This is a genomic window from Variovorax sp. V35 (assembly GCF_041154465.1).
GTDB lineage: Bacteria > Pseudomonadota > Gammaproteobacteria > Burkholderiales > Burkholderiaceae_C > Variovorax > Variovorax boronicumulans.
In genome coordinates, this window is sequence record NZ_AP028666.1 from 1,401,815 (window position 1) to 1,425,916 (window position 24,102).

General features: G+C 61.7%; 17 protein-coding genes and 2 pseudogenes. 12 read left to right on the top strand and 7 right to left on the bottom strand.

The window, feature by feature from the left end; all coding sequences use genetic code 11:
• Positions 1–22: 22 nt before the first annotated feature.
• On the bottom strand, positions 23–418 hold the full coding sequence (locus ACAM42_RS06425) for a hypothetical protein (protein ID WP_369631454.1): 396 nt from the start codon (positions 416–418) through the stop codon (positions 23–25).
• Positions 419–482: 64 nt separating this feature from the next.
• Positions 483–800, bottom strand: a complete 318-nt coding sequence (locus tag ACAM42_RS06430; RefSeq protein WP_369631455.1) for a hypothetical protein — start codon at positions 798–800, stop codon at positions 483–485.
• Between the two features lie 403 nt (positions 801–1,203).
• Here ACAM42_RS06430 and ACAM42_RS06435 point away from each other — a divergent pair, with 403 nt between their 5' ends.
• Both ACAM42_RS06435 and ACAM42_RS06440 read left to right on the top strand, forming a co-directional pair.
• Positions 1,204–1,422: a hypothetical protein gene (locus tag ACAM42_RS06435; protein WP_369631456.1), complete on the top strand. Its 219-nt coding sequence runs from the start codon at positions 1,204–1,206 to the stop codon at positions 1,420–1,422.
• 324 nt (positions 1,423–1,746) lie between these two features.
• Positions 1,747–2,061, top strand: a pseudogene (locus tag ACAM42_RS06440) (3-hydroxybutyrate dehydrogenase); the annotation flags it as partial.
• Between the two features lie 91 nt (positions 2,062–2,152).
• Here ACAM42_RS06440 and ACAM42_RS06445 read toward each other — a convergent pair.
• Genes ACAM42_RS06445 through ACAM42_RS06455 form a run of 3 tightly spaced genes read right to left on the bottom strand, consistent with a single transcriptional unit; the run spans position 2,153 to position 5,601 of the window.
• Complete coding sequence (locus ACAM42_RS06445) at positions 2,153–3,136, bottom strand: hypothetical protein (protein ID WP_369631457.1); 984 nt, start codon at positions 3,134–3,136, stop codon at positions 2,153–2,155.
• Positions 3,137–3,169: 33 nt separating this feature from the next.
• Positions 3,170–4,372 carry an O-succinylhomoserine sulfhydrylase gene (locus ACAM42_RS06450; RefSeq protein ID WP_369631458.1) on the bottom strand — a complete coding sequence of 401 codons (1,203 nt, stop codon included), beginning with the start codon at positions 4,370–4,372 and terminating at the stop codon, positions 3,170–3,172.
• A gap of 11 nt (positions 4,373–4,383) precedes the next feature.
• Positions 4,384–5,601, bottom strand: coding sequence for an MFS transporter (locus ACAM42_RS06455; protein WP_369631459.1), 1,218 nt, complete (start codon positions 5,599–5,601; stop codon positions 4,384–4,386).
• A gap of 308 nt (positions 5,602–5,909) precedes the next feature.
• On the opposite strand from ACAM42_RS06455, the gene ACAM42_RS06460 reads away from it, so the two are divergent.
• Both ACAM42_RS06460 and ACAM42_RS06465 read left to right on the top strand, forming a co-directional pair.
• Positions 5,910–7,076 (top strand): IS630 family transposase, encoded by a 1,167-nt coding sequence (locus ACAM42_RS06460; RefSeq protein WP_369631460.1) that lies wholly within the window; start codon positions 5,910–5,912, stop codon positions 7,074–7,076.
• The gene (locus ACAM42_RS06465; protein WP_369631461.1) at positions 7,006–7,299 is read left to right on the top strand and encodes a hypothetical protein; all 294 of its coding nucleotides are present in this window, start codon (positions 7,006–7,008) and stop codon (positions 7,297–7,299) included. The genes ACAM42_RS06460 and ACAM42_RS06465 overlap by 71 nt, the downstream gene beginning before the upstream one ends.
• Before the next feature lie 132 nt (positions 7,300–7,431).
• Here ACAM42_RS06465 and ACAM42_RS06470 read toward each other — a convergent pair whose 3' ends face one another.
• Together ACAM42_RS06470 and ACAM42_RS06475 are read right to left on the bottom strand one after the other, a co-directional pair.
• Positions 7,432–8,049 carry a hypothetical protein gene (locus ACAM42_RS06470; RefSeq protein ID WP_369631462.1) on the bottom strand — a complete coding sequence of 206 codons (618 nt, stop codon included), beginning with the start codon at positions 8,047–8,049 and terminating at the stop codon, positions 7,432–7,434.
• A gap of 65 nt (positions 8,050–8,114) precedes the next feature.
• A complete protein-coding gene (locus tag ACAM42_RS06475; protein ID WP_369631463.1) occupies positions 8,115–8,543 on the bottom strand; it encodes a GNAT family N-acetyltransferase in 429 nt (142 codons plus the stop codon).
• Positions 8,544–9,078: 535 nt separating this feature from the next.
• On the opposite strand from ACAM42_RS06475, the gene ACAM42_RS06480 reads away from it, so the two are divergent.
• The 8 genes and pseudogenes from ACAM42_RS06480 to ACAM42_RS06515 all read left to right on the top strand — a co-directional run bounded on the left by ACAM42_RS06480 (position 9,079) and on the right by ACAM42_RS06515 (position 24,102).
• A complete protein-coding gene (locus ACAM42_RS06480; protein ID WP_369631464.1) occupies positions 9,079–18,054 on the top strand; it encodes a filamentous hemagglutinin N-terminal domain-containing protein in 8,976 nt (2,991 codons plus the stop codon).
• A 6-nt stretch (positions 18,055–18,060) separates the two neighbouring features.
• Positions 18,061–19,026 (top strand): hypothetical protein, encoded by a 966-nt coding sequence (locus ACAM42_RS06485; RefSeq protein WP_369631465.1) that lies wholly within the window; start codon positions 18,061–18,063, stop codon positions 19,024–19,026.
• 131 nt (positions 19,027–19,157) lie between these two features.
• A complete protein-coding gene (locus ACAM42_RS06490; RefSeq protein ID WP_369632729.1) occupies positions 19,158–20,843 on the top strand; it encodes a ShlB/FhaC/HecB family hemolysin secretion/activation protein in 1,686 nt (561 codons plus the stop codon).
• Positions 20,844–20,886: 43 nt separating this feature from the next.
• Positions 20,887–21,546 (top strand): hypothetical protein, encoded by a 660-nt coding sequence (locus ACAM42_RS06495; protein WP_369631466.1) that lies wholly within the window; start codon positions 20,887–20,889, stop codon positions 21,544–21,546.
• 112 nt (positions 21,547–21,658) lie between these two features.
• Positions 21,659–22,255, top strand: a complete 597-nt coding sequence (locus tag ACAM42_RS06500; RefSeq protein WP_369631467.1) for a hypothetical protein — start codon at positions 21,659–21,661, stop codon at positions 22,253–22,255.
• A 38-nt stretch (positions 22,256–22,293) separates the two neighbouring features.
• Positions 22,294–22,599: pseudogene (locus ACAM42_RS06505) on the top strand (ShlB/FhaC/HecB family hemolysin secretion/activation protein); the annotation flags it as partial.
• Between the two features lie 100 nt (positions 22,600–22,699).
• Positions 22,700–23,152, top strand: coding sequence for a hypothetical protein (locus ACAM42_RS06510; RefSeq protein WP_369631468.1), 453 nt, complete (start codon positions 22,700–22,702; stop codon positions 23,150–23,152).
• 23 nt (positions 23,153–23,175) lie between these two features.
• Positions 23,176–24,102 carry a hypothetical protein gene (locus tag ACAM42_RS06515; RefSeq protein WP_369631469.1) on the top strand — a complete coding sequence of 309 codons (927 nt, stop codon included), beginning with the start codon at positions 23,176–23,178 and terminating at the stop codon, positions 24,100–24,102.

The window sequence follows — 24,102 nt, forward strand, 5'->3', positions numbered from 1 at the left end:
GCCAGGTTTTGCAACACCCACTTTACGACAACGACTCGACCGCCTGCGGATATCGCCGTGGCTGGCGCACTCTCGGGTGGAACCAGATGTTCATGGAGCTCTGGGAGTGATCGGACGCTTGATGAAACGCTTTCTTTTGTTGCTGGCAGAAATGGTCCCTTTCGCCGTCCTTGCAAGTCTTCCGTTGCAAATGTCCTTGGCCGAGATGGCTGAAGAAGCTGACCATGTACTTGTCGGCCACGTCGTGGGCGTCGACTTGGTTGACGGCACTGGCCGTCCCGTCGTGGATGATCAGGCGCGCACGGGGCCCGGTTTGAACAATGTCATTCGTCTTCGCATGGCAGTTGACGAGACTCTGATCACGACTGCCGTTCAAGTTCCGAAGGGGTTGTTGCTCCCGCTCGACCCAGTCATGCATTACAGCCTCGGACAGGTCAGGTCCGCTCACAAATCTTAACGACCGTTCTTGACCGCATCTTGTCTCAAGGCACGTCAATGAGCTGCGAAGCATGGATGACGAACTCGCTCAAACCGGCGATGGACTCCACTCCGTCTGGCCTCGTTGTATCGATTCTGACAAACGAACGGTTGGCCGTATCTTTCCATTCGGACTGGACTTCGCAGGCTATTTCGCCAGAGCGCGGATAGCAGCCGTCACCGACAAGCGCTGCGCGCACAACGATTGGGGCCTTCTCCACGAACAAATGCGCGTCCCCCTGTGCATCAATCAAGCGGCACTCGACCCAGTTAGGGAAGCTGCTGTCAACCATACGCAAAATCTCAACGGAGAGTGCCTTCATCTATGCTCCAAGTGCGGTAGTACGCTCGTGCTTTTGAGGTCATCTTCGGACGTCTACTACTGGTTGACTGTAGTCGGATGCGGGGGCTTTTTGATCACTCTTGTATCGCGGGTGTGCCAAGATTTGGTCTGGCGGCCGAATCGAGTGCACCGCAAGCTGACTCATGTCAATAGCGTTTGACGTGAGTCAACCGCAATCTGGCACACACGAAACTCGACTGCCATTCGCCGACGCCAGCGCATGCAGTCTCCCGAAAGCCACTTTCTCCAGTTCCCTTTGAGGCACGCGTTGCGCAGTAGCGGGTATGTCCGCTAAGTAGTGTTTCGGCATCATCGACAAGATTCAGAAAAACGTACGTGGCTAGTTAACTCGACACTTCGCATTCGGCCTGTTATGGTGTGCTATGAGTTTTCAAGATCTGCTCTCCATGCAGAGCCCAGGTGCGACCTTTGCTGTTGATGCGAGCAAGCTCAGTCTTGGCGATGCGGCATTCCATCACCTCGCCCTGGGATGGGAGCGCGATGGAGGAGGCGAGGGGTTCACCCTGAAAAAGGTCCACAGGGAGAGTCAAACCTCAAACGGGTATATCGATCTTGTCATGCTTCGGCGCGACGAAAAATAGGCTCCGCAGCCGCACGCGGCATACCGACTTGCTGTTCGATAGTACCTATCCAGATGGCATTGTAGATTGGCCGAGCTGCGTACGTTGTACGGCACTTGGGCGCGGCCGAAAGGGCATTGGCTGTGAAGAGGGCAGATCTCGGCCAAGTCTTAAAGTGAGTAAACCTCGTGCATCTTGATGCAGACACTCAAGCTCCACGGCTGCAGTACGCGGCGGCGAATCCAAAAAGTTCAAGACTCGTCGTGATCAAGGTTCGGCAGAGCGCATGGGCCGCACGGAGTTTCAAAGCCTCACGAAACCGCTACAGTCCAGCAATACCAACCGATCCACCTCGACGGCGCCTTCCCCGCAACCAAGGCCTGTCTCAAGCACATGTACGCGCAAGGCCGCGGCGGCAGCGTGATCTGCCCGGGTTTCGTACGCACGCCGCTGATCGAGAAGCCGATCCCCGAGCAGGCCAAGACGCTGGGCATCGGCGAGCAGGAAGTCATCAAGAACGTGATGCTCAAGGAAACGGTGGATGGCGAGTTCACGACCACCGAGGACGTGGCACGCGTCGCGCTACTGTTCGCGGGCTTCCCGACCAATGTGCTCACGAGCCAGTCGCTGGTCGTGAGTCACGGCTGGATCATGCAGTAAGAAGGCCGCCGAGTACGCAGGCAGCGATGCGAAAGCCAGCCTGCTGAGCTTGGTGGCGTCCGTCGCCCGGTGGGCCGCGGCATCCCCAATCTCAATGGCGCGTCGTCAAGGACCGGTGCAGCGCACCGAAGGCCTTGCCGACACGGGCGTTGTAATCGAGCATGACTTCCTGCAGGCGCCGGCTGTCGAACTCGACGCCCCGGGTGCGAGAAAAAAGCTGCGCCGCGGCCAGGGCATGCAGGCCGTGCTTGTTCTCCACCTCTCCTGCATGGCCGATCACATAGCCTTTGGCATTGCGCAAGCTCGTTGCATCCTCGAGAAGGTCCGGATTGGAGGAGAGCAGCTTGTCCTCGATGTGCTGCGCGATGAAATTGAACTCACGCCCGTTCCAGGTTTCCGAGGCCACCGAAATCATCATCGCGTGGAGGATCGATTCGTTGTGGCGTGAGGAATTCAATGGGGATTTGTGCTCGGCGACACCCGCGTCGTAGAGAAATTCCGAAAACTCATTGCACTCCGGAACTTCGTACCGGATGTCCACCCAGTCTTCGGCGTCGAGCGCCGCGGTCAGGTAGCCGTACATCCCGTCGTGCCCCTTGTGCCCGAGTCCGAAGTCGTCCTTGGCGACCTCGTGCATGTGCGCCATCGCGCCGTGATATCCGGGTTGCTGTTCGGCGGGGATGGAGATGGCATCCGCCGACAGGCGCATGATGATCTTTGCCGAAACCAGGCTCGTGGTCTTGTGGGTGTTGTACCAGCCGTTGAAAAATTTCAGCAAGCCGGCATCCACGACCTCTTTTTCCAGAAATGCCTTGAACGTGCTTTCGGCATGAATCTCGGCCTGCCGTGTCGTCGGATGGTGCAGCACCTCCTGCATCGCCTCCTGAATCTCGGATATTTCTTCGATGCGGACATTTTTCGGTGGCGCGTTGAAATCGGCCGAGATCTTGCGCCCTGGTATCTGCAAGGCGTCGATGTGCTTCGGCAGCGCATTGATGAACGACTCCCCGAATTCCCGCATCGACTTTTCCTTGGCGGCGGCTTCGATTCGGCGAGGTTGGATCTCCAGACTCATGATTCGTCTTCCGTTGATTGGGATTGAAGAAAGTCAACCATTCAGCCCTCTGAGAAGGTCGGACTTCAGGTCGATGGGGTCCTCCAGGCCGATCGACAGCCGGACCAGGCCTTCGGTGATTCCCGCCAGCGCCCGCTCGTTCGGGGTGATGCGCGAATGGATGGTCGAGGCCGGATGCAGGATGGTCGATTTCACATCGCCGAGATTGGCCGTCCTGGAAAAAAGCCGGGCTCGATCCATGATGCTCCAGGCCGTATTCCGCTGTGCTTCCGGTGTGTGACCCCGGACTTGAAAGGAGACCACGGATCCGCCGGAGCGTTGCTGCTCGCCGGCCAGAAGGTGTTGCGGGTGCGATGGAAGTCCCGGATAGAACACGCGATCGACCTCTGGAATCGTTTCCAGCCATCGGGCGAGTTCCAGCGCGCTTTCGGATTGGCGATTCAATCTGATCTGCAGGGTTTCGAGGCCTTTGAGCAGAACCCAGGCGTTGAATGCCGAAAGCGTCGGACCGGTCAGGCGGACAAAAGGAAATATCGTTTCCTTGATGAATTTGTCCCGGCCCAATATGGCTCCACCCAGCACGCGCCCCTGTCCATCGATCAATTTGGTGGCCGAGTGGATGACAACATCGGCGCCCAGGCGGATCGGGTTTTGAATGGCGGGCGAGCAGAAGGTGTTGTCCACCACGAGCAACACGCCCTTTTCGTGAGCGACGTTCGCAATCGCCTGGATATCGCCGATCTCCATTAATGGATTCGACGGGGTCTCGAGAAACAGGAGCTTCGTGTTGCCTTGGATGGCCTGCTGCCAGGCGGAAACGTCCGTCAGGGGCACGAACGTCGTTTCGACCCCCACTCTCGGAAGAAAAGCGGAGAGCATCTGGATGGTCGAGCCGAACAAGCTCTGGGAGGCGATGACGTGATCGCCTGTCTTGAGCGTCGAGAGCAGCAGGGTCAGGATCGCGCTCATGCCCGATGCGGTCGCAATGCAGGCTTGCGCCCCTTCCAGTGAAGCGAGCCGCTCCTGGAACATCGATACCGTGGGGTTGGAAAACCGCGAGTAGTAGAAGCCCTTTTCCGAGTTTGCAGCCTGCCGCGCGATGCTTTCCGCACTCTCGAAGATGTAGCTCGAAGACAGGAACAGGGACTCCGAATGCTCCTGAAACTCGGAGCGCATCACCCCGTCGCGCAGAGCTCTCGTTGAAAATTGCAAGGATCGATCGTCGGAAGCAGTCATTGAAACCTCGGTCAGTTCGTGTCGACAGATGCTGGAGTCAGCGCCGGAAATATTTTTCCTTTCAACATCGCCATCGAGAGAAAGGAAATTGCACCCAGTGTCAGGAGGAAATAAAGAGACAGCCCCACCTCCAGGGAATTCATGATGAATGCAAAAAATGCGGGAGCCACGGCCCTTGCCAGCATGGTGGCCGACTGGATATAGCCTTGGGCGGCACCGTAGGCCTGAGCCTCGAAGAACTCGGTCGTGATCAGAGCGCGGGAAATCAACCCCGCTCCGAGAGAGAGACCGTTCAGTATGGAAAATATATAAAGAAGCGTTGTGCCCGGAGAAAAGGCGATGCACACCGAAAGAGCGATCAGGGAAATGGCCTGAAATCCCATGGCACACACGCCCAAACCGTAGTAACTGATCTTCTGGCTCAGCCTGCCGACCATCAATACCCGTATCAATATCTGAGCCGGTCCGACCAGGGCCGCCGTGAGGACGGACTCGTGCATCGAATAGTTTCCCCACAGAAGCAGCGGAACAAGCTGGACCGCCAGTACTGCCGATATCGCTGAGTTCGTCCCGAAGGCCGCGAGCATGAGTAAGAGCTGCCTGTTGCGAGCAAGCAAAGGCGACCTGGGGGGACGTGATGATGAGTCGGCAGCAATGAAGTCCGGATGCCTCCGGGGAACATAGGCAAGATGAAGGGCGGCACAAAGCAGGTTGAGTGCGGCCAGCACCCTTAGTGAATCGCGCCATCCGAATTCGGCGATCAGATAAGAGCAAAGCGGCAGGAAGACGGCGCCAGAGGCCGCGGTTCCGAGCGAACAATACAAGATGGCCTTGCGCCCGATCTCCATCCCCATCTGAACGAAGACCGCGTATGCGGTTTGACTCAGAACAGCTGCCATCGCTACACCCAGTCCGATCCAGGCGACAGCAAAGATCATCGGGTTTTCATTTACCGAAAGCGCAAGCAGGAGGACGGAAGACAATGCGGCACCTACCGAGAGCGGAAAAAATCCGCCCCACCGGTCGACCCATTTCCCGATGGGGATGGCGCAAAGCCCGCTGACGCCTAGGGCGATAGAAAAGGACGTCACGATGAACGTCTTTCCCCAGCCGAGTTCACGATGGATTGGATCGATGAAGAGCGTGAAAGAGGAGTAGATCGTCCCCCACAGAATGAACTGGCAGATCGATATTGCGGCAATGGCTATGCCGAGGCGCTTGATTCTCAAGCGGCGCTCCTGCCGATTTTTTTCGATGCTTTGATCGTATCTCTATTAGTCATATCGATCCCTGGAAAGAGGTGCGGCACCGGGGCGGTGCAATGCAATCGTTGCGTAAGCGTAAGGCCGTTGCATTTCTTCGGAAAGAATCCCTTCAATGCTTCTTTCTTGCTAATTGACGCCGCATATCTATATTTGACAAAGTTTCAACTGCGGTGAAGTTCATCAAGCCCGTTTCGGGCAGAAGCTCGCCGCCCTAGTACAACATCCCTCAAATAGATTTTCTATTGTGGGGTGTTGAGGTAAGCTCAGTTCTCGTGAGTCCAGGCCGTCCAGCACAGGTTGTCAAACTGTCGAAGAAGGAGCGCAATGCGCTGCAGGCGCTGGTGCGCCGCGGCACGGCGCCGCAACGGGACGTGGTTCGCGCCCGGATTGCCTTGATGGCTCACGAGGGCCAGACGAATGCGGCCATTGCGAGCACACTCGGACTGTCATTGCCCAGCGTATCGATGTGGCGCGCTCGCGTGGACAGTCAAGGCGCGGAAGGCTTGCGCGAGGCGCAGCGTCCGGGGCGACCGCGACTGATCGGGGATGCGCAGAGGCTGCAACTGCTGGCGTTGGCGTGCGAACCGGCCGAGCGATACGGCCGCTCGACGCCGACGCTGGATGAACTGTGCGAACGGGCAACCGCGCTCGGGGTGGTCGAGCAGATCAGCCGCAGCCACATGCAGCGCATCCTGCAGGCGGCCGAACTGCGCCCCCACCGGGTGCGACAATGGCTGCACAGCGTGGATCCGCAGTTTCGTGAGAAGGTCAACGCGATCTGTGCGCTGTATCGGCGGGCGCCCAAGGACTCGGTGGTCCTGAGCATTGACGAGAAGACGGGCATCCAGGCCATCGAGCGCAAGCACTGGGACAGGCCACCGAGCCTCGCGCGAGTGCGCCGGCAAGAGTTCGAGTACATCCGGCACGGCACCCAGGCGCTGACTGCTGCGCTGGAGGTGCATTCCGGGCGCGTGCTGGCACGCTGCACGGATCGCCGCACACAGGACGACCTGGGGGGCTTCATGGAGCAGGTCGCCCGTGCCTATCCTCGTGGAACCGTGCATGTGATCTGGGACAACCTGAACACCCACCGCGCCTACGGCGTCTGGAAGGACTTCAACGCGCGGCACGGCGGTCGCTTCGTCTTCCACTTCACGCCCTTGCATGCCAGTTGGGTGAACCAGATCGAGCTGCTGTTTGCCATCTACACGCGGCGGATCCTTCGTCACGCCAGCCATCGCTCCACAGAACATCTGCGACAGCGCACGCAGGAGTTTGTCGCCCAGCGCAATCGCTCACCCCAGCCCTTCAAGTGGACGTTTGCCGGCTTTGAGTTGCAAACTGGCCAACCCAAGAGGTTCCCTTCCGATGCCCACACTACTGGCCCAAGCACGCGCCGACGAACTCCAGCGTCAGCTGGCTCGACTCATCGGACATGAGCAGGCGCGGGTGCGCCCCTACGGCAAGCACCTGCTGATCCAAATGCACCGCGACGACGATGTCGACACGGTGGCTCGCCTGACGGAGCTCGCTCGCAATCGATACACCGCTGCGTTCCGTAGTCATACGGGGCGCTGGGAGCCCTTGCCCATCAACGGCGACCTCGAGCAAGCGGCCGATTCGATCGTGACGCTGCTGGCACCGTTCTTGGCTGCTGAATAGACAATATATTTAGGGGATGTCGTACTAGGACGGCTTCTGGCCGATAGTACCCATTCGCGCGAGGCCGCGGGATGTCGGCAATCGCTGCGAAGCGGCTGAACAAGTCGCCAGTCGCCACAAAGCAGTCGTTCACTACGCCACTTTTTCCGCGTGCCGTGCGGCGATCCAGGACAACGCTCCGACGTCGGCACCGCCGGTTTCCACGATCTCGGTGCCTGCCATCATCAGCCCATAGCCGTGCTCGTGCTCCCAAGCGCAACTGAAGTCCAGTCCAATATAAGGCGCGCCAGCGACGGGGTGCAGATTGATGTTGTTGAGCCGGACCAAAGGCAACAGCGTGGCCTCATCCCAGCACTCGGGAAGTCGAAACGCATCGTCAGCCAAGACGGTCGAACCCTCGATGGCGCGCAGGGACGGCAGATCGGCCAGCATGGCCTCCAACACTGCGCCGAAAAAGGCGGCGTCGTTCACGAGCAGCCAACGTGCTGCCTCAATCATCGCCGCGCTGGGCGCAGAGCCGGATCCGTCATCGTTCTCGAAATAGGCGACCACTTCACCGAAATCAGCAATCCGGTCGGACTCAGCGTAGCCCCGCATTGCGGCTCGGGCGGTTGCATCGCGAAACCTTGCCGTATGAGGCAATCGCAAGGCCGTCACCCAGGCACACCAGCTTCCCTTGGGCCCATAAAGCATAGGCAGGCCTGGCACGTTCAGCGGAAGGTAGCTGGGAGGGATATGGGCGATGTTCATGGTGCCAGAGGCGATAGTCGAAGGACCGGTTCAGGCCGCCTACCGAAGCAAGCTTGCAACGTAGCTCAGTGCGCCAGCAATTTCTTCATGGAGGCTAGGTAGAAGCCAGACGCATAGTGGTCGACGCGCGCGTACTCCTTGTAGCCGTGCTTAAGGTAGAACGCCGGCGCCTGCCACTCGAAGGTGTCGAGCTTGGCGTTCGTCGCACCCAACTCGATGGCCTGCCGCTCGGCCTCGGTTAGCAGGCGGCTGCCCAGGCCCGAGCCGCGCACGTCGGCTTCGACAAACAGGACTTCGATGTTGAGCCAGTAGAGAAAAACGAAGCTTCGCAGCCCGCCGAGCAATCGGCCGTTCCCGTCCCTGGCGTTGAGCCGGATGTACTGCTGCTCGGGATACTCACCGACGAAGCCGTGGTTGTAGAGGCGTAGCTTGCGGCCGAGTTCGCCGGAGCGGAGTTCTTCGGGGGTGGCGGCTGTGATGGTGATGTTTTCCATTTGGAAGAAGGGTAACGAGGCCGCGCCTCCGAGGTCGGCTTTTGGCAGACTGTAGCCGGACACTTTGGTCTTCAATAGGCGCCGCACCTGGGCATACAGCCATCCACATCATGCAGCTTACCTTCAGCGACCACGTTTTGCATCTTGCAGACCTCGTTGAAGCTCCAGACCTCAAAGGCATCACCCGGGATCGCATAGTGATTTTTTGAACTCGACCACTCCGAGAGGCGACCGCGTTGAGAGACCGCTTCTCTGATCGAGCCAGTTTTTCAAGTGCAGAGTATCTCGGTATTTGGTTTTGTCGCCGGTAGACCTCGCTTTAACACGGCGGAGGCCAAAGGCTTATTGAAATCAAAACCTAAGTATTAGTCGAGGGAGCCATTGAGATTTGCAGATGCTCTATCCGTGACGTTGTGCTCACGGCTGACATAAGGCACCCCTGCGTATTGACCGCTCGCCCCTGAGAATTGGACTTCGACGTGTTTCGATACAGAACCGTCGCGGTTAGCCAAAAAAAACACAGGGATGTCAGAGCATGAATCGCCAGCTTCACCGCGTCATTTTCAACGCTGCCAGAGGTATGCGGATGGTGGTTCAAGAGACTGCCACGGCCACAGGCAAAGCCTCGAGCAAGGCCACGACGGTAGCAGGCGGTGCACTGGCCGCCGCCGCTGCCCTTGCCCCCATGCTGATCGGTGCCGCATTGGCGGGGATGCTCTCGGCGACGTCGGCCCATGGGCAGATCGTGGGCGCGCCCAACGTTCCTGGCAACCTGCGCCCCACGGTGCTGGTGGCACCCAACGGCGTGCCCTACGTCAACATACAAACGCCCTCGGCCGCAGGCGTTTCCCGCAATGTCTACAACCAATTCAATATTGGAAACAACGGCGCGATCCTGAATAACAGCCGGGTCAATGTGCAGTCCCAGCTCGGGGGCTACATACAGGGCAACCCATTCCTGGCCACAGGACCCGCGCGAATTATTGTCAACGAAGTCAACGGCGGGAATCCAAGCCAGATTCGCGGCTATCTGGAAGTTGCGGGCCAACGGGCCGAGATCATCATCGCGAACCCGGCCGGGATCAACATCGATGGAGGCGGCTTTATCAACGCGTCTCGCGCAACGGTGACCACGGGCACGCCGCAATTCAACGCCATCGGCGGCCTCGACAGCTTTCTCGTGCGAGGAGGAACAGTCACCATCGATGGTGCAGGCCTCGATGCCAGCAAAACAGACTACGCGGCCATCCTCGCTCGCGCCGTGCAGCTCAATGCTGCAATCTACGCCACCGATCTCAAGGTGGTCACAGGCGCAAACCAGATCAGCGCCGACCATACGCAGATCACTCCCACGACGGGCACGGGCGCAGCACCCACCTTCGCTCTCGACGTTGCTGCATTGGGCGGCATGTATTCCGGGAAGATTGTGCTCGTGGGCACAGAGCAAGGGCTCGGAGTGCGCAACGCCGGCAACATCGGCGCGAGCGCCGGAAGCCTGGTAGTCACGGCCTCGGGCCGTCTGGAGAACACTGGCACGCTGGAAGGCCAGAGCGTGCAGCTCGCGAGCACGAGCAGCGACATCGTCAACCAGGGAACGATCCGCCAGACCAGCATGGCCTCGCTGTCGCTCGCGGCGCCGATGGTCTCCAATGCGAATGGGGGCTGGATCGGCGCGGAGCCCGTACCGGCTCCCACAACCGACGGAGGCAGCACCGGCACAACCACTCCAGGCACGGGTTCGACCGGATCGACGGGCACCGCGACACCGACAGACGGCACGACGACCGCTGGCACGCCAACACCGGCTCCCGCCGTAGCGCCAGCTCCCATCGAGCCTGGCCGCATTACTGCAGCAGGCGCGATCAGGAACGACGGCGGCAAGATCTACGCAGGCGGTCCCATCACCTTGCAAACCGCCAACCTCGTGAATAGCGGCGGTACGTTATCCGTGGCGAGCATGGCCCTCAACCAGCCGGGTTTCAGCAACGAGCGCGGAACGCTCAATGTCTCGGGGGCTTTCACGGGCAACCTTGGCACCTTCAGCAATGCGGGTGGTGTGCTGCGCGCCGGCAGCCTGGACATCGCCACGGCGGGCGACTTCGACAACCAGGACGGCGTGCTGACCAGCGACACCGATGCGAAGCTCACAGTCGGGGGCAGCGCCAACAACGCGCGGGGGGCGATCTCAGCAGCAGGCGCACTGACTGCCAATGTCGCGGGCGCCACCACCAACACTGCCGGGACCTTGGCCTCGAACCAGGCCCTGACGCTCCATACCGGCTCGCTGGATAACTCGAAGGGCAGCATCCAATCGGCGCAGGCGGGCGTGCAGCTCGCGGTAGCAGGTGCGCTGGTTAACGGCGATGGCGGCTCCATCAACACAGCCACCGACCTGGCCATTCAAGCGGGCTCGCTCTCGAATGGTGGCACCCTGCGGGGCGCCAATGACGTCAACGTCACAGTTGGAGGCACGCTCACCAACGGCGGCAGCATCACCGCAGGCCGCAACACGACACTCGCGGCCGAGAATGTCCAAAGCAATGCCGCAGGCGTGATCGGTGCTGGTATCCAGAGCGACGGCCAGTTGGCCACCGGCCAAATCGCGCAGGGCACGCTGCGCGTCACCGCAACCGGTGCGCTGGTTGCCAACGGCACTAACCTCGCCGCAGGCGACGCCGCGTTTCAGGGGGCGAGCGTCGATCTCTCCGGCAAGCAGACCAGCGCCGCCAACATCGCCATCGTCGCGACCCAGGGCGATGTGAACACCAGCAAGTCGGTGATCACCACGCCTGGCATGTTGAGCATCGTGGCGACCGGCGCGTTGACGAACGTCGAAGGCGTGCTGGCTGCCAACGGAGCCACGCAGGTCGATGCCGCCAGCCTCGACAACAACCATGGCACGTTGGCCAGTGTGACCGGCGATCTGCGCGTCACCACCAGCGGCACGACCGACAACACCTCGGGCAGCCTGCTCGCGGCAGGCGCCACCGTGCTTGCGAACAGCGGCCTTGTGAACACCGATGGCAAGGTCAGCGGCCGCAGCCTGGCCGTCGACACGCACAACGGGACCTTGCAGAACCTGCGCGGAACGCTCACAGCAGGCAGCACCGTCGATCTGAGCACGGGCTCCATCGTGAACGACGCCGGCCTGATCCAGTCGGGCGGGGCGATGACCATCGACACGCATGGCGGCACGCTGGGCAACACCAACGCCGCCGGCTACGCGAACGGCCAGGGCGGCATCGTCAGCGCCGACACGCTGCGTATTGCCACAGGTGCCGCGGGTTCCTTCGGCCGCCTGGACAACGGTGCTGGCTTCATCGGCTCGAAGAACGCGCTGACTGTCAGCACCGGCGAGTTTGTCAACGGCAGCGGCGGCCTCGTGCTGGGTCAATCGACGCTCGCCATCGACACGCACGGCGCGATCTACGACAACCGAGGTGGCCAGACGCTGGCCGTGGGCGATCTGCAGCTCGACGCAGGAAGCATCCGGAACGCGGGCGCCTTGATCCGTTCGAGCGCCACGACCACGCTGCGTGCGGGAAGCGTCGACAACACCGCCACCTCCGGCACCGATCAAGGCATCGAGGGCAAGAACGTCGGGATCACGGCCACGACCGTCAGCAACGCATCTGGCGCCATTCGCGCCGATGTGAACGTCACGCTCAACAGCACAGGCCTCGTCGACAACGGCGCCGGCGGCCTGGTCTCCGCAGGCGATACCGTCAGCATCACCGATCCGAACGGGGCGTTGGCTGGCGCCAAGACCTTGAGCGTGACCAACGCCGGCACCCTGCTCGCGGGCAAGACACTCACCGTCGATGCTGCCTCGCTGACCACTACGGGCAAGCTGCTCTCCCAAGGCGACATGAACCTCGCCCTGACGCAGGACGTGACCCTCGCTGCGGGCACCGAGACCATTGCGAACCACGACCTGCGTATCGCCACCAGCGGCAACATCGCCAACAGCGGGCGCATCGCCGCCGGCAACGACCTGTCGTTGTCGGCCACCAACATCGAGAACACCGCCACCGGCGACATCCAGGGTTCCACCACCCATCTGAGCGCCACGGGTACGGTGACCAACCGGGGCGTGATCGATGGCGTCGTGACCCGCATCGACGCAGGCACGCTGACCAACATCGGAACCGGCCGCATCTACGGCGACCAGATTTCCATTGGCGTCGACACGCTGAACAACCTTGCCGAGACCGTCAACGGCGCCACCAGCGCTGCCACCATCGCGGCACGAACCCGCCTGGACATTGGCGCTAAGAACGTCAACAACCGCGACGGCGCGCTCATCTTCAGCGACGGCAATCTCGCCATTGGCGGCAGTCTCGATGCGCTCGGCCATGCCACCGGCTCCGCCACGAGCATCGACAACCACGCCGCGACCATCGAGGCCACCGGCAACGTCGATATCAAGACCGCCACGCTGAACAATACCAACGGCGGCGTCACCTGGGCCCTGCAGCCAGGTTCGCCCCAGAACTTCGTCGAATACCAGATTCCGGGCGGCAGTCAGCGCTGGACGGCCGACGAAGTGCTCATCGGCTTCGGGGGACTCGTCCGGATTCCCGACACCGGATGGAACGGGTGGGCTGCCGACAGTGCGTCCAACCCTTTGAGGGCCGGCAGCGACCCCTATGCGCGACTGCTGATTCCTTCGCCGGACTACCCTCTGGAAAAGTTCCGCGCCTATTACATGCGAAGCCCGGAGAGCAGCCACGACCGGACGTTCCAAGAGTGCACTGTCGGGCAGGACAGCACCTGCCATCCGGTGCTCGTCCCTGGTGCTTGGTACTCGCGCACCGATCCGATCTGGGCCACCTTTGGCGTCACGCCGCCGGCCGAGGACTTGCCCGCGGATTTCATCGGCCGGCGCTACCCCGACATCACAGTGGGGCAGGCGGGCATCACAAGCTGGGACACCAGCGAGCCTCCGCACGAGGTATTCATGGCTTTCGACCACCCGGTCACGCAAGCCGAGTACGACCAGTGGCAGGCCTATCGCGCGGCACACAAGGCGCTGGACAAGGCCACGCTGGCCTTCATCTACACGATGACGGGCTCGCCCGCGATGGCGACAGACTACAAGCCAACACGCTTTTCATCGACCTTCGACGCCTACGTCTACACCGTCACCTCGTCCACGCCAGTCCTGCAAAGTTCCGCACCGGCCAAGATCATCGCCGGCGGCGCGATGAACATCCAGGTGGGCAGCGGCACCAACGAGAACAGCCAGATCCTGGCTGGCGGGGCGTTGACGGTCAGCGGCGGGACTATCCAGAATGTCGGCTTGACGGTCGATGCACCCACCGTGCGGGTCGGCACAGTGCTTCACAGTTACGTCGAGGAACACTCCGGCGACGATGAGCGGGTCTACCAGATCGCGCCGTACAACCTGACGACCAACGGCACGGCCACGCTCTCGGCTGCGCGTCAGCAGGGCAATACCGCTGTCGCCGTTGGCACCCCGGGCCTCGGGTCCCTGTCGGTGGGGCAGACCGGGGCCAGCGCGCAGGCCAGCGGCGGCGTTGCAGGTGGTGCGCGCGTCAATCCCATCATCGAGGTGCCGTCGACCGGTGGACCAGGCGGAACCACAGGTGTCGCAGGCGCCACCATCGTGCGCACCAGCGTGCCGAACACGGCGGTTCCCAGTGCGAGCCTGTTCAGGACCTTGACCAACCCGTCGAGCCATTACCTGATCGAGACTGATCCGCGCTTCGCCAACTACCGCAACTGGCTCAGCAGCGACTATCTACTCAACAACCTCGGGCTCGATCCGAACAACACGCTCAAGCGCCTGGGCGACGGTTTCTACGAGCAGCGCCTGATCCGCGAGCAGGTGGCCCAGTTGACCGGCTTCCGGTTCCTGGACGGCTTCGAGAGCGATGACGCGCAGTACACGGCGCTCATGAACGCCGGGGTGACCTTTGCGAGGCAGTACGGCCTGCGCCCGGGCATTGCACTGACGGACGCGCAGATGGCCCAGTTGACCAGCGACATCGTCTGGCTGGTCGAGCAGACCGTCACTCTGCCCGATGGCAGCACCCAGCGCGTGCTGGTGCCCCAGGTCTATGTGCACGTCAAACCCGGTGACATCGACGGCTCCGGTGCGCTGCTGTCCGGCCGCAGCGTGGACATGCGCTTCACCGGCGACCTCACGAACGCTGGCGGAACGATTGCAGGTCGGCATGCGGTCTCGCTCTCGGGCGACAACATCAGCAACCTCGCGGGTCGCATTACGGGCGAAGATGTTGCGCTGACCGCCAGGACCGACATCAACGTGATCGGCGCCGTGGTCGATGCCAGCAAGAGCCTGACTGCCGTGGCGGGACGCGACATCAACGTGGTGACCACCACCCGCGATTCGAGGAGCCAGGTGGGCGCGCTGCCTCGCTCGGATGCATCGAGCGGCGTGAAGCTCGGCGCCGTCACGCTGGACCGCGTAGCGGGGTTGTATGTGACCAGTCCGGGCGGAGACCTGACTGCCGTGGCAGGGCGCGACATGAACTTGGTCAGCGCCGAGGTCAAGAGCGCGGGCGATGCGACCCTGGTCGCCGGACGCGACGTGAACCTCGAGACCGTGACGACCGGGCGCACCGAGGACATCCGCTGGAGTTCCAATAACTCGCGCAAGAACGAGGAGAGCAAGGAAATCGGGACCGCTGTCAGCGGCGCTGGCAATGTGAGCATCGGCGCCGGCCGCAACCTGACCGGCAAGGCCGCGACCTTGAGCGCGGGTGAGACGCTCAGTCTCAGCGCAGGTGATCAACTCACCCTTGTTGCGGGCGAGAACCAGACATCGGCCGCCACGAAGGACGCACAGAAGAGTGGCATGACCCACTCCAGCTTCAATGCCGATAGCCAGGAGACAACACTGGCGCGCACCACGCTCGCCGGCAAAGAGATCCAGCTCAAGAGCGGCGGCGACATGACGCTAGGCGCCATCAAGGCCGACGCCGACAAGATCGATATCGAGGCCGGCGGCAAGCTCAACCTGCTCACGCAGAAAACGACCAAGGCCGGCAGCAGCAACGAGAACGACGGCGACGGGGCCTGGGTGTCGGCCAAGAGCAATGGCCGTTCGGACGAGACCAGCCAGTACAACCTGTTCAACACGCTGAACCTGAACATCAAGGCCAGCGGCGGGGTGACCGCGCAACTGGGTCAGAACGCCAGTCTCACGGATCTGGCCAAGCAGCCTGGCATGGCCTGGGTAAACCAGCTCGCGTCCGATCCGGCCTTCGCGAACAGCGTGCAATGGGAGCGGGTGCAGGAGGAACACAAGAAGTGGGCGCAGAGCCAGACGAGCCTCGGGCCGGTGGCCTCCGTCATCGTCAGCGTGGTGGTGGGGGTGGCCACTGCGGGAGCTGGGTCTGCCGCAGTGGGAACGGCAACCACAGCCACGACAACCGGGACCGGCATCGCGGGAGCGATGGGGCTGTCTGCCACGACGACCAGCATCGCAACCGCAGCGATGCAGGCCGGCATCACTGCGATTGCCAGCCAGGCGACGATCTCGTTCGTCAACAATAACGGCGATCTCGGGAAGGTGTTCGATGAACTCGGCAAGAGCCAAAGCGTCAAGAACATCCTGACGGCGATGATCACGGCGGGTGCCATCCAAGGGCTGAGCGTCGGCAACGTGCTGCCGGACAACCTCGCCAATGCGACGAATGGCAAGGCGCTCTTTACCGACCAGTTGCAGCGCCAACTGCTCGACGGCGCCGCCAGCGCGGTGATACGCAGCGCGATCAATGGCACGAGCCTGGAAGATGAACTCAGCCATGCCATCTCGACCGCGCTGCTGAACACCGTCGCGGCGCAAGGCGCCAACGAGATCGGAGACTTGCGGGTCAATGAAACCTTGAACGTGTACGGCCAGCAGGTGGCGCATGCCGTCCTGGGCTGCCTCGTGGGTGCAGGACGGGCGTCAGCCGGAGGCAGCAGCAGCGGCGGTGGATGCGCGGCAGGCGCCATCGGCGCGGTGGTGGGCGAACTGACGGCTGCCGCGTTCAACCCCACAGGCAATCCTGCGCTGGCCGAACAGACGCTCCAGGCGGCCACCGTGATGAGCGCGGTCGTCGGCGCGCTGGCGGGCGGCAGCGCGAGCGCGGGCTACATCGCGGCGGCGGCCGGGGTCAACGCGGCCGAGAACAATTTCCTGCTGCACAGCCAGGCCCTTGCGATGAAGGAGGACTTTGCGGCTTGCGCCCAAAAAGCCGGCGGTTGCTCCGAGCAAGAGATCAAGAACATCACTCAGACGTATCTGAAGCTCTCGAGCGACAACATCGATGCCGTCGGTAAGTGCGTTGCCGCTGGGGATGCGGCTTGCGTGCGGCGGCTCGAGGGGCAGGCTGCGACCGCGAGCGAAGTGGATGGCGCGATTCCCGTGGGCTACGGGGACATCTCCAGGGTGTTCCAGGGACGGCAGAACAACGTCAACAACTACGGCTCCGTGAAGGGGGCGCAGAGCCTGTTTGGGTCGGACGAACAGCAGGCCCAGGAAGTCGCGCAGTTCCGGCAGGCCAACTGTGCCACGAGGTCGGCGGCCGATTGCAACGCCATGGTCGATCAGGCTATCAAGGACCGTTACGCGCGCGCGGGCACTCTGATGCTGGCGGGCGGCGCCGCAGGCGCGGCGGCGACGCGGTTGGTCGGCCTGAAAGTGCCGGCCAGCGTCAAGACACCGATCAAGCCGGGTGTTGTTGCGGATGACCTTCCACCCGGATTCACGAGGGGATCGGGCGGAAATGGACGCGTCGTCGGCGACATCGATCCCGTCACGGGGGAGTTCCTGCTGAACACAGGCGGCAATGCGGTGGCGCTGCCGTCGAGCTATGTGCCGATGAGCGTGGGCAACCTGCCGACCGGGTACCAGGGCGTGCTGAACGTAGGCACGGGCGAGATCATGATGATGACGGCGGGCGGGCAAATTTTGCCGCTACCGGCCAATGTGGCAAGTACGTTGCCCAATCCGCAGGCTCTGCCGAATCCGGCCGCGACGCCGCAGCCGGTGTCGAGCCTGTTTGGGCAAACGTTAATCGGGCCTGCGGTCTCGCACACGCCGGGGCGCCAAACAGGCGTCCTTGGTGAGGATGTCGGACTGCAGACGCTGAATACTCGGACGGGGTTGAACTTTGCGCCGTTGCAGAACAACAGCAACCAAGGGGCGGACGGTGTCGCCCTTGACCACAACACAAGAACCATCTACGTCGCGGAGGTGAAGTCCTCGCAGAACGGGGTTGACAATGCCGCCTCGGCCGAGGGCAATCCTGTAACTCTTTTGCAGGGCTGGGTACGCGATTCGCTGAATCCTCCTCAGGGGCAAGTGCCTGGTTCTACTTGGCAATCTCAACCGTCAGAGAATATTGCTTTGGCTCGATCAATTCAAAGAGCTACCAATGCTGGTTATCGAGTAGTTGGTGTGCAGGTTCAAGTGGGGGTTCCGGCGCCTGGGGTGAGTGGAATTCCTCAAATTAAGATAAACCCATGGCCATAGAAATTTATGAGAATTATTAAAGAGCCGGTTCGTATTGGCGTTGATCCGCGCTGGATGACTCGTAAAAAAATTATTCAAGGGATCGAAAGAACGACCCCATGGGATATGAGTGAAGCGGAAGAGTACAGCGCGAGAGTCGATAAGGAAAATACTCTCAATATACCTCCGACCGCTTCTTTTTACCCTGTTGGCGCTCGATTGCTTGCCAAAGCTGAAGCGCTTGCGTTAAGCAATCAGCCTTGGGAACGAGAGGCGGTGGGTGCTTTGGGGTATCTGAAGTTTGGATATCAGTTGTACTATTTCTGGCATCGCCAGTTCCGAAGACTGTTCTTGAATCCAAATCAACCTTTGCGGATGTTCGATTGGGAGTCCACAACGGAATGCATGGCAAGGTATTTCATCTTGGGGCAAATCGATGAGGCGGTGTACATGGGCTATATGACCCATGCAGCATTGAATCAAACCTTTCAGCTCCAGCTCTCTTACGAGGGGCAGCACCGTCGATGCCACGCTTTCATGTTGCGCCTGTTCGCGGACTGGCGCGGCGATGCCAGTCATGATTGGCCTGCATTTGCGCACGAGGAGCCTCTGTATGAGGGGCTTCTTGCCCTTTGGCGAGAACCGGACTCCGAATCGCTCAAGCCGTGGCTACTGGCAGCGTGTGATCATCACACGCAAGGACTCAAAAAGGGAGAGGAGGCGGCGTTTACAGATTGCGGCGGCTTCCCGCGAACACCTTTGGAGATTCTCTTGATATTTCGTTTGCGCGAACTGATCGGGCTCTCCAATCCCGTGCTCGATCATCCGCTGATGGAAGCTCCCTTTGATCGTTTTCCAGAGACCCCGCCTGCGTATGTGCCGGATAGGCTGACGCTTGGGACGTTGGAGCGGGTACGCCAGGACTGGCCGAATTTCGATCAGGAGGTAGAGCTCAGCTCACTGATCGACTTGTCGCGGACTCCTGCTGTTTAGCCACCAAAAAAGCAAGCGACGAAGTGCGTGACGCGAGTCGAGAGGTCGACGGCGATTCCTGCAAAGCCTTGCGACTTTTTCCCATGACGCATTTGAAAACCGGCTTTGCTGCAGCCGTTGCCATCCTGCCGATGCTCGCATCCGCACAGCTGGCGAGCACACCGCAACCTTTCGTCGAACAACAGCGCCAGCAAGAGCGCGAACGTGCGCTGCGCGAGCAGAACGAGCGCACCGTCGACCAGCGTCCGCAGGCCGCACCACCGGCGCCCACGCAGCGCATCCCCGAGTCCGAGTCCCCGTGCTTCCGCATCGACCGCGTGCGGCTGGTTGGCGAGCAGTCCGAAGCCTTCCAGTGGGCCGTCGCTGATCTGTCCGGCTCCGACGGCAACGACTCGCCGGTCGGCCGCTGCCTGGGCACGGCCGGCGTCAACGTGGTGCTCGCGCGCGCCCAGCAAGCCGTCATCACCAGGGGCTGGGTCACCACCCGCGTGCTGGCCGCGCCTCAGGACCTCTCGGACGGCACCTTGACCCTGTCGCTCGTGCCCGGCCGCATCGCTGCCATCCGCCTGACGCCGGATTCTTCATCGACGCTGCTCGGCAGTGCCGCCTTGCTGACCACCGCCATCCCCGCACGGGTAGGTGAACTCTTGAACCTGCGCGACATCGAGCAGGGCCTGGAGAACCTGAAGCGCGCCCCGACTGCCGAAGCCGACATCCAGATCGAGCCGTCGACGGCCGCGAACGCCAGGCCCGGCGACAGCGACCTGGTGGTCAAGTACGTGCAGTCAAAGAAGTGGCGCGTCACCCTGAGCCTGGACGACAGCGGCACCAAGGCCACCGGCCGCTACCAGGCTGGGGCCACGGTGTCGGTGGACAACCCCTTCGGCCTGAACGACCTGTTTTACCTCAGCGCCAACCACAGCATCAACAGCCACTTCCTGTCGGAGCCGAGCTACGGCACCGAGGGCCAGACCATTCACTACTCGCTGCCTTACGGCTATTGGCTGCTGGGCTTCACCGCCTCCAACAGCCAGTACCACCAGAGTGTGGCCGGCCTGAACCAGGACTACGTCTACGCCGGCAAGACCAACAATGCCGAGGTCAAGCTCTCGCGCCTGCTCTACCGCGACCAGCATCGCAAGACCACGGCAGCGGTCAAGGGCTGGCGCCGCGAGTCGCGCAACTTCGTGGACGACACCGAGGTCGAGGTGCAGCACCGCGTGGTCGGCGGCTGGGAGCTCAGCCTGAACCACAAGGAGTTCATCGGCGAGGCGACGCTCGAAGGCACGCTGGCCTACAAGCGCGGCACCGGTGGCTTTGGCTCCCGCACCGCGCCCGAAGAAGAGTTCGGTGAGGGCACCTCGCGCCTGAAGCTCTACACCGCCGAGATCAGCGTCAACGCGCCGTTCAAGTTGAGCGACCAGAAGTTCCGCTACTCGGGCCTGATCCGCGCCCAATGGAACCGCACGCCGCTGACGCCGCAGGACCGCTTCGCCATCGGCGGGCGCTACACGGTGCGCGGCTTCGACGGTGAGACCAGCCTGATGGGCGAGCGGGGCATGTTGATTCGCAACGACATCGGGTGGACCATGGGGCAGAGCGGGGCGGAACTCTACGCCGGCATGGACTACGGCCATGTCGGCGGGCGCTCCACGGCTGACCTTCTCGGCCGGAATCTGGCCGGCGCCGTCATTGGCGTGCGTGGCCAGTGGAGCAAGCTGAGCTACGACTTCTTCATGGGGGCGCCGATCTCCAAGCCCGAGGGCTATCGCACTGCCAAGGTCACGCTAGGCTTCAACTTGAATGCCAGCTTCTAGGTCAACACATCAAATCAGCGGCTCAGCTCCGGGGAGGAAATTCATGTTTACGAAAACGCTTGCAGCGCTGACCGCAGCGGCTGCATTGACTGCCTGCGTCGCCCCGACCTCGTATCGGGAGTCAGGCGCGCAGGGCAACTACTTTGGCTATGCGAGCAACAAGCTCTCCGATCAGTTCTACCGCGTGCGTTTCACGGGCTCGTCTCGCACGCCGTTGCGCTGGTCCGATGCGTTCGTGCTCTATCGCACCGCGCAGATTGCAAAAGAAGCTGGAGCACCGGCTTTCAAGATCGTTGAGGGCGCCGTCGACACCACCGTGCTCACAGGTGACGAAGTTTTTGGGTGGATGAATCCACTTGCCGATGTGGAGGTGAGCCAGGCGGCGCAGCGCACGCAGCCAGATGGAGACAGGGTTATCGGCCTTCACGAGCCCTACATGCAACGAACTGCGGGCGCGATGCCTGTATTCCGGGCTCCGCCTCCGCCGATGGTCAAGAGCCAGGCACCTTTGTTCATCTACATCCCTTCCAGCGGGCCAGGGCCTGCGCAGCCGGTGCGCTCGATACTTGTCGAGCTGCGATCTGACACCAAGGACATGGACGACAAGACTTTCGTCACCGACGATGTTCTCGCTCGTCTGGGGCCTCGCATTAAGCAAGCGTCACCACCGTCAGATGCGCCGCGCTCTGCATCGAACACCTGATCCAGACATCTTCCGCGCCAAGTCCTACACACCCGGCGTGCTGATCCAGATCGTGCACGCCCCATTGGACAGAGATCGGCTCTGAGAGCCACGAAGTTCAACAGAAAAGAGAATGAAGCTGTCAAATCCTTTCCCACATGCTGCGACCGTCGTCGCCGTCACCGCCTGCGTGATCTTGACCGGTTGCGCCACCAAGCTCGCGCAGCCCATCACCGGCTACACCTGCTGTAACCTGCGCCCCGACTACGGCTGGGTTTCCAGCACCAACATGCTGGGAGGCGCCATCGTGCCGGCCGGCGAGCCCGTGGTGATCGACACCCTGAAGCGCGACCGCTATGCCTACGGGACCATCGGAGGCGATTACGTCTCGCTGCGCGATGACACCGCCCGCAGCAGGGAAGACATGCTGCGCTGGACGAACCAGATCGTTGTTCCGACAGATCCCAAGTTGACGCTGGCAACCTGGAGCCCCGACGTACAGAAGGCCGTCTACTCGGCCAAGGTCGTCGTCGGCATGACGCGGCCTCAGGTGCTGATGTCGCTCAGCTATCCGTCTCGCAACGACACCAAAGACTTGAACGGCAATACTTGGCGGTACTGGACGACCCAGGAGGATGAGCCGGTGGACATCCTCTTTGGCGTTGATGGCAGCGTGAGCGGCTTCTCCGGTAAGCCGTCCGCTGTCCGCACGGTCGAGTTCAAGCGCTGACCATGGTCCGTCCCGTTGGCGTGCCTCGGCGCACGCGCATGGCCGTGGCCGCAGTCCTTGTTCTCTCCCCGTTAGTGGCTCTGGCTCAGCAGTCCTCCACCACCCCGCAACCCTTCGTTGAGCAGCAACGCCAGCAGGAGTGCGAATGCGCCCTCCGGGAACAAAATGAGCGGACTGTCGATCAGCGTCCGCAGGCTGCACCGGCGGCACCTACGCAGCGCATCCTCGAATCCGAGTCTCCGTGCTTCCGCATCGACCGCGTGCTCTTGGTTGGTGAGCAATCCGAGGCCTTCCAATGGGCCATCGCCGATCTGTCGGGGCCGAACGGCAATGACTCGCCCCTGCTATCCGATCGGACGGCCAAGACCAGCTTCGGCTTTAACCTCAACGCAAGTTTCTGATCAGTTTCCGACGCTTGCCGCCGAGAAAATTTAGCGGATTGCCATGAGCGAGAAATCTTTCGTCATCCGTCTGGGCGCTCGCTGGCGCATGTTTGCAAGCGAGCGCGACGGCATGACATTCCTCGGCACCGTCCAGAGCGGCGTGGCGGGCATCGGCGCACTGGCGAGAACCTGCGATGGCGGCTACGTCCAAGTCAACGGCGATGTCGTGGCCGTGCTCGATGCCAGAAAAATCAGGCTTGCGCTGCGCATGCGGCCGGACAAGACAGAGGGGCAGCCGTGCGCGACGCATCTCTTGGACGACCGCCTGGTCGCTGACCATCCCCGATGGCCGCAGCCCGTTCTTGCAGCGACCAACTCACTCGCGGCTTCTGCTCCCAGGCCGGTGATTACGGTGAAGAAGCGGCGCGTGGCGGTGCGTGTAACAACCGGTGCGGCCCAGGCATCGGAACAAGCATCGGAACCGGCAGATCAACAGGGGTCGGGCATCGGCTGAAAACCAACGTCTAAGTAAGCCGTATGAAACAGAACCCACGCAGCATCGCAAGCGATGCCTGCGCGGAAGCAGGTCGAGGGGCTACGGTCACGCACGAGCGGGCCTCGGCGCCGAGCGACCATAACTACTGCCATGCGCCGGCGATGTATGGCAGCGTACGCATGTCCAACAACTGGCGAGTCACGCTGTCCCGCGGCGGCAAGAGGTTCCTGAGGGGGAGCGCCTTCAGCCGGTATGGCGGCGAGCCCGCTGCACTGGCGTGCGCGCAGGCCTACCGGGACGAGATCGTGCGCCAACATTCGCCGCCAGAGCGACGTGAACTGGCGCAGAAACTGCACCAGACTAAAAAAAGCGGCGTCTCCGGCGTGACCTTCCGCTTGAACGCCAACCGCGAAATCATGAGTTGGCACGCGCTCACCCGTGTGAACGCGGATCGCTTGTTGACCAAGTCCTTTGGCGTGAAGCGCTACGGAGCGGCCCAGGCTGAGTGCCTGGCGATTGCAGAGCGCGAGAAGCAGTTGAAGCAAATGAAAGGGCTCAGAAAGGTTCATCCGGCAGAACAAAGCGTGGGGGTGAATGCGGTGAAGGCGCCAGATGCTTTGAAAGGAACGGCGGGCCGATCGCGACGGACGTTGTCAAAACCCATTGCAGTTGTCGAGATCCTGAGAAAGAACAAAAACTCCGGCATGCCAGGAGTTTCTTGCATCAAGAGCGCTGACGGGTTGCCCCGCTATTGGCTTGCCAAGACAGGCGGAATAGATGGGAGGAGGCCCGCTTGCTGGCAATTGCTGCGCGCCGAGAGCAACTGCGCCTCAAAGAGGACTCACAGCTTCGGTCCAAGAATTCCAACTGAGAAGGGCAAGGTGATGGTTCACAGTAGGCTCGGAATCTTGCGCTTGCTCACCGGGCGGATGTACTTGGCCAGCCGACGAAGTGGCGAGGGCTATTGA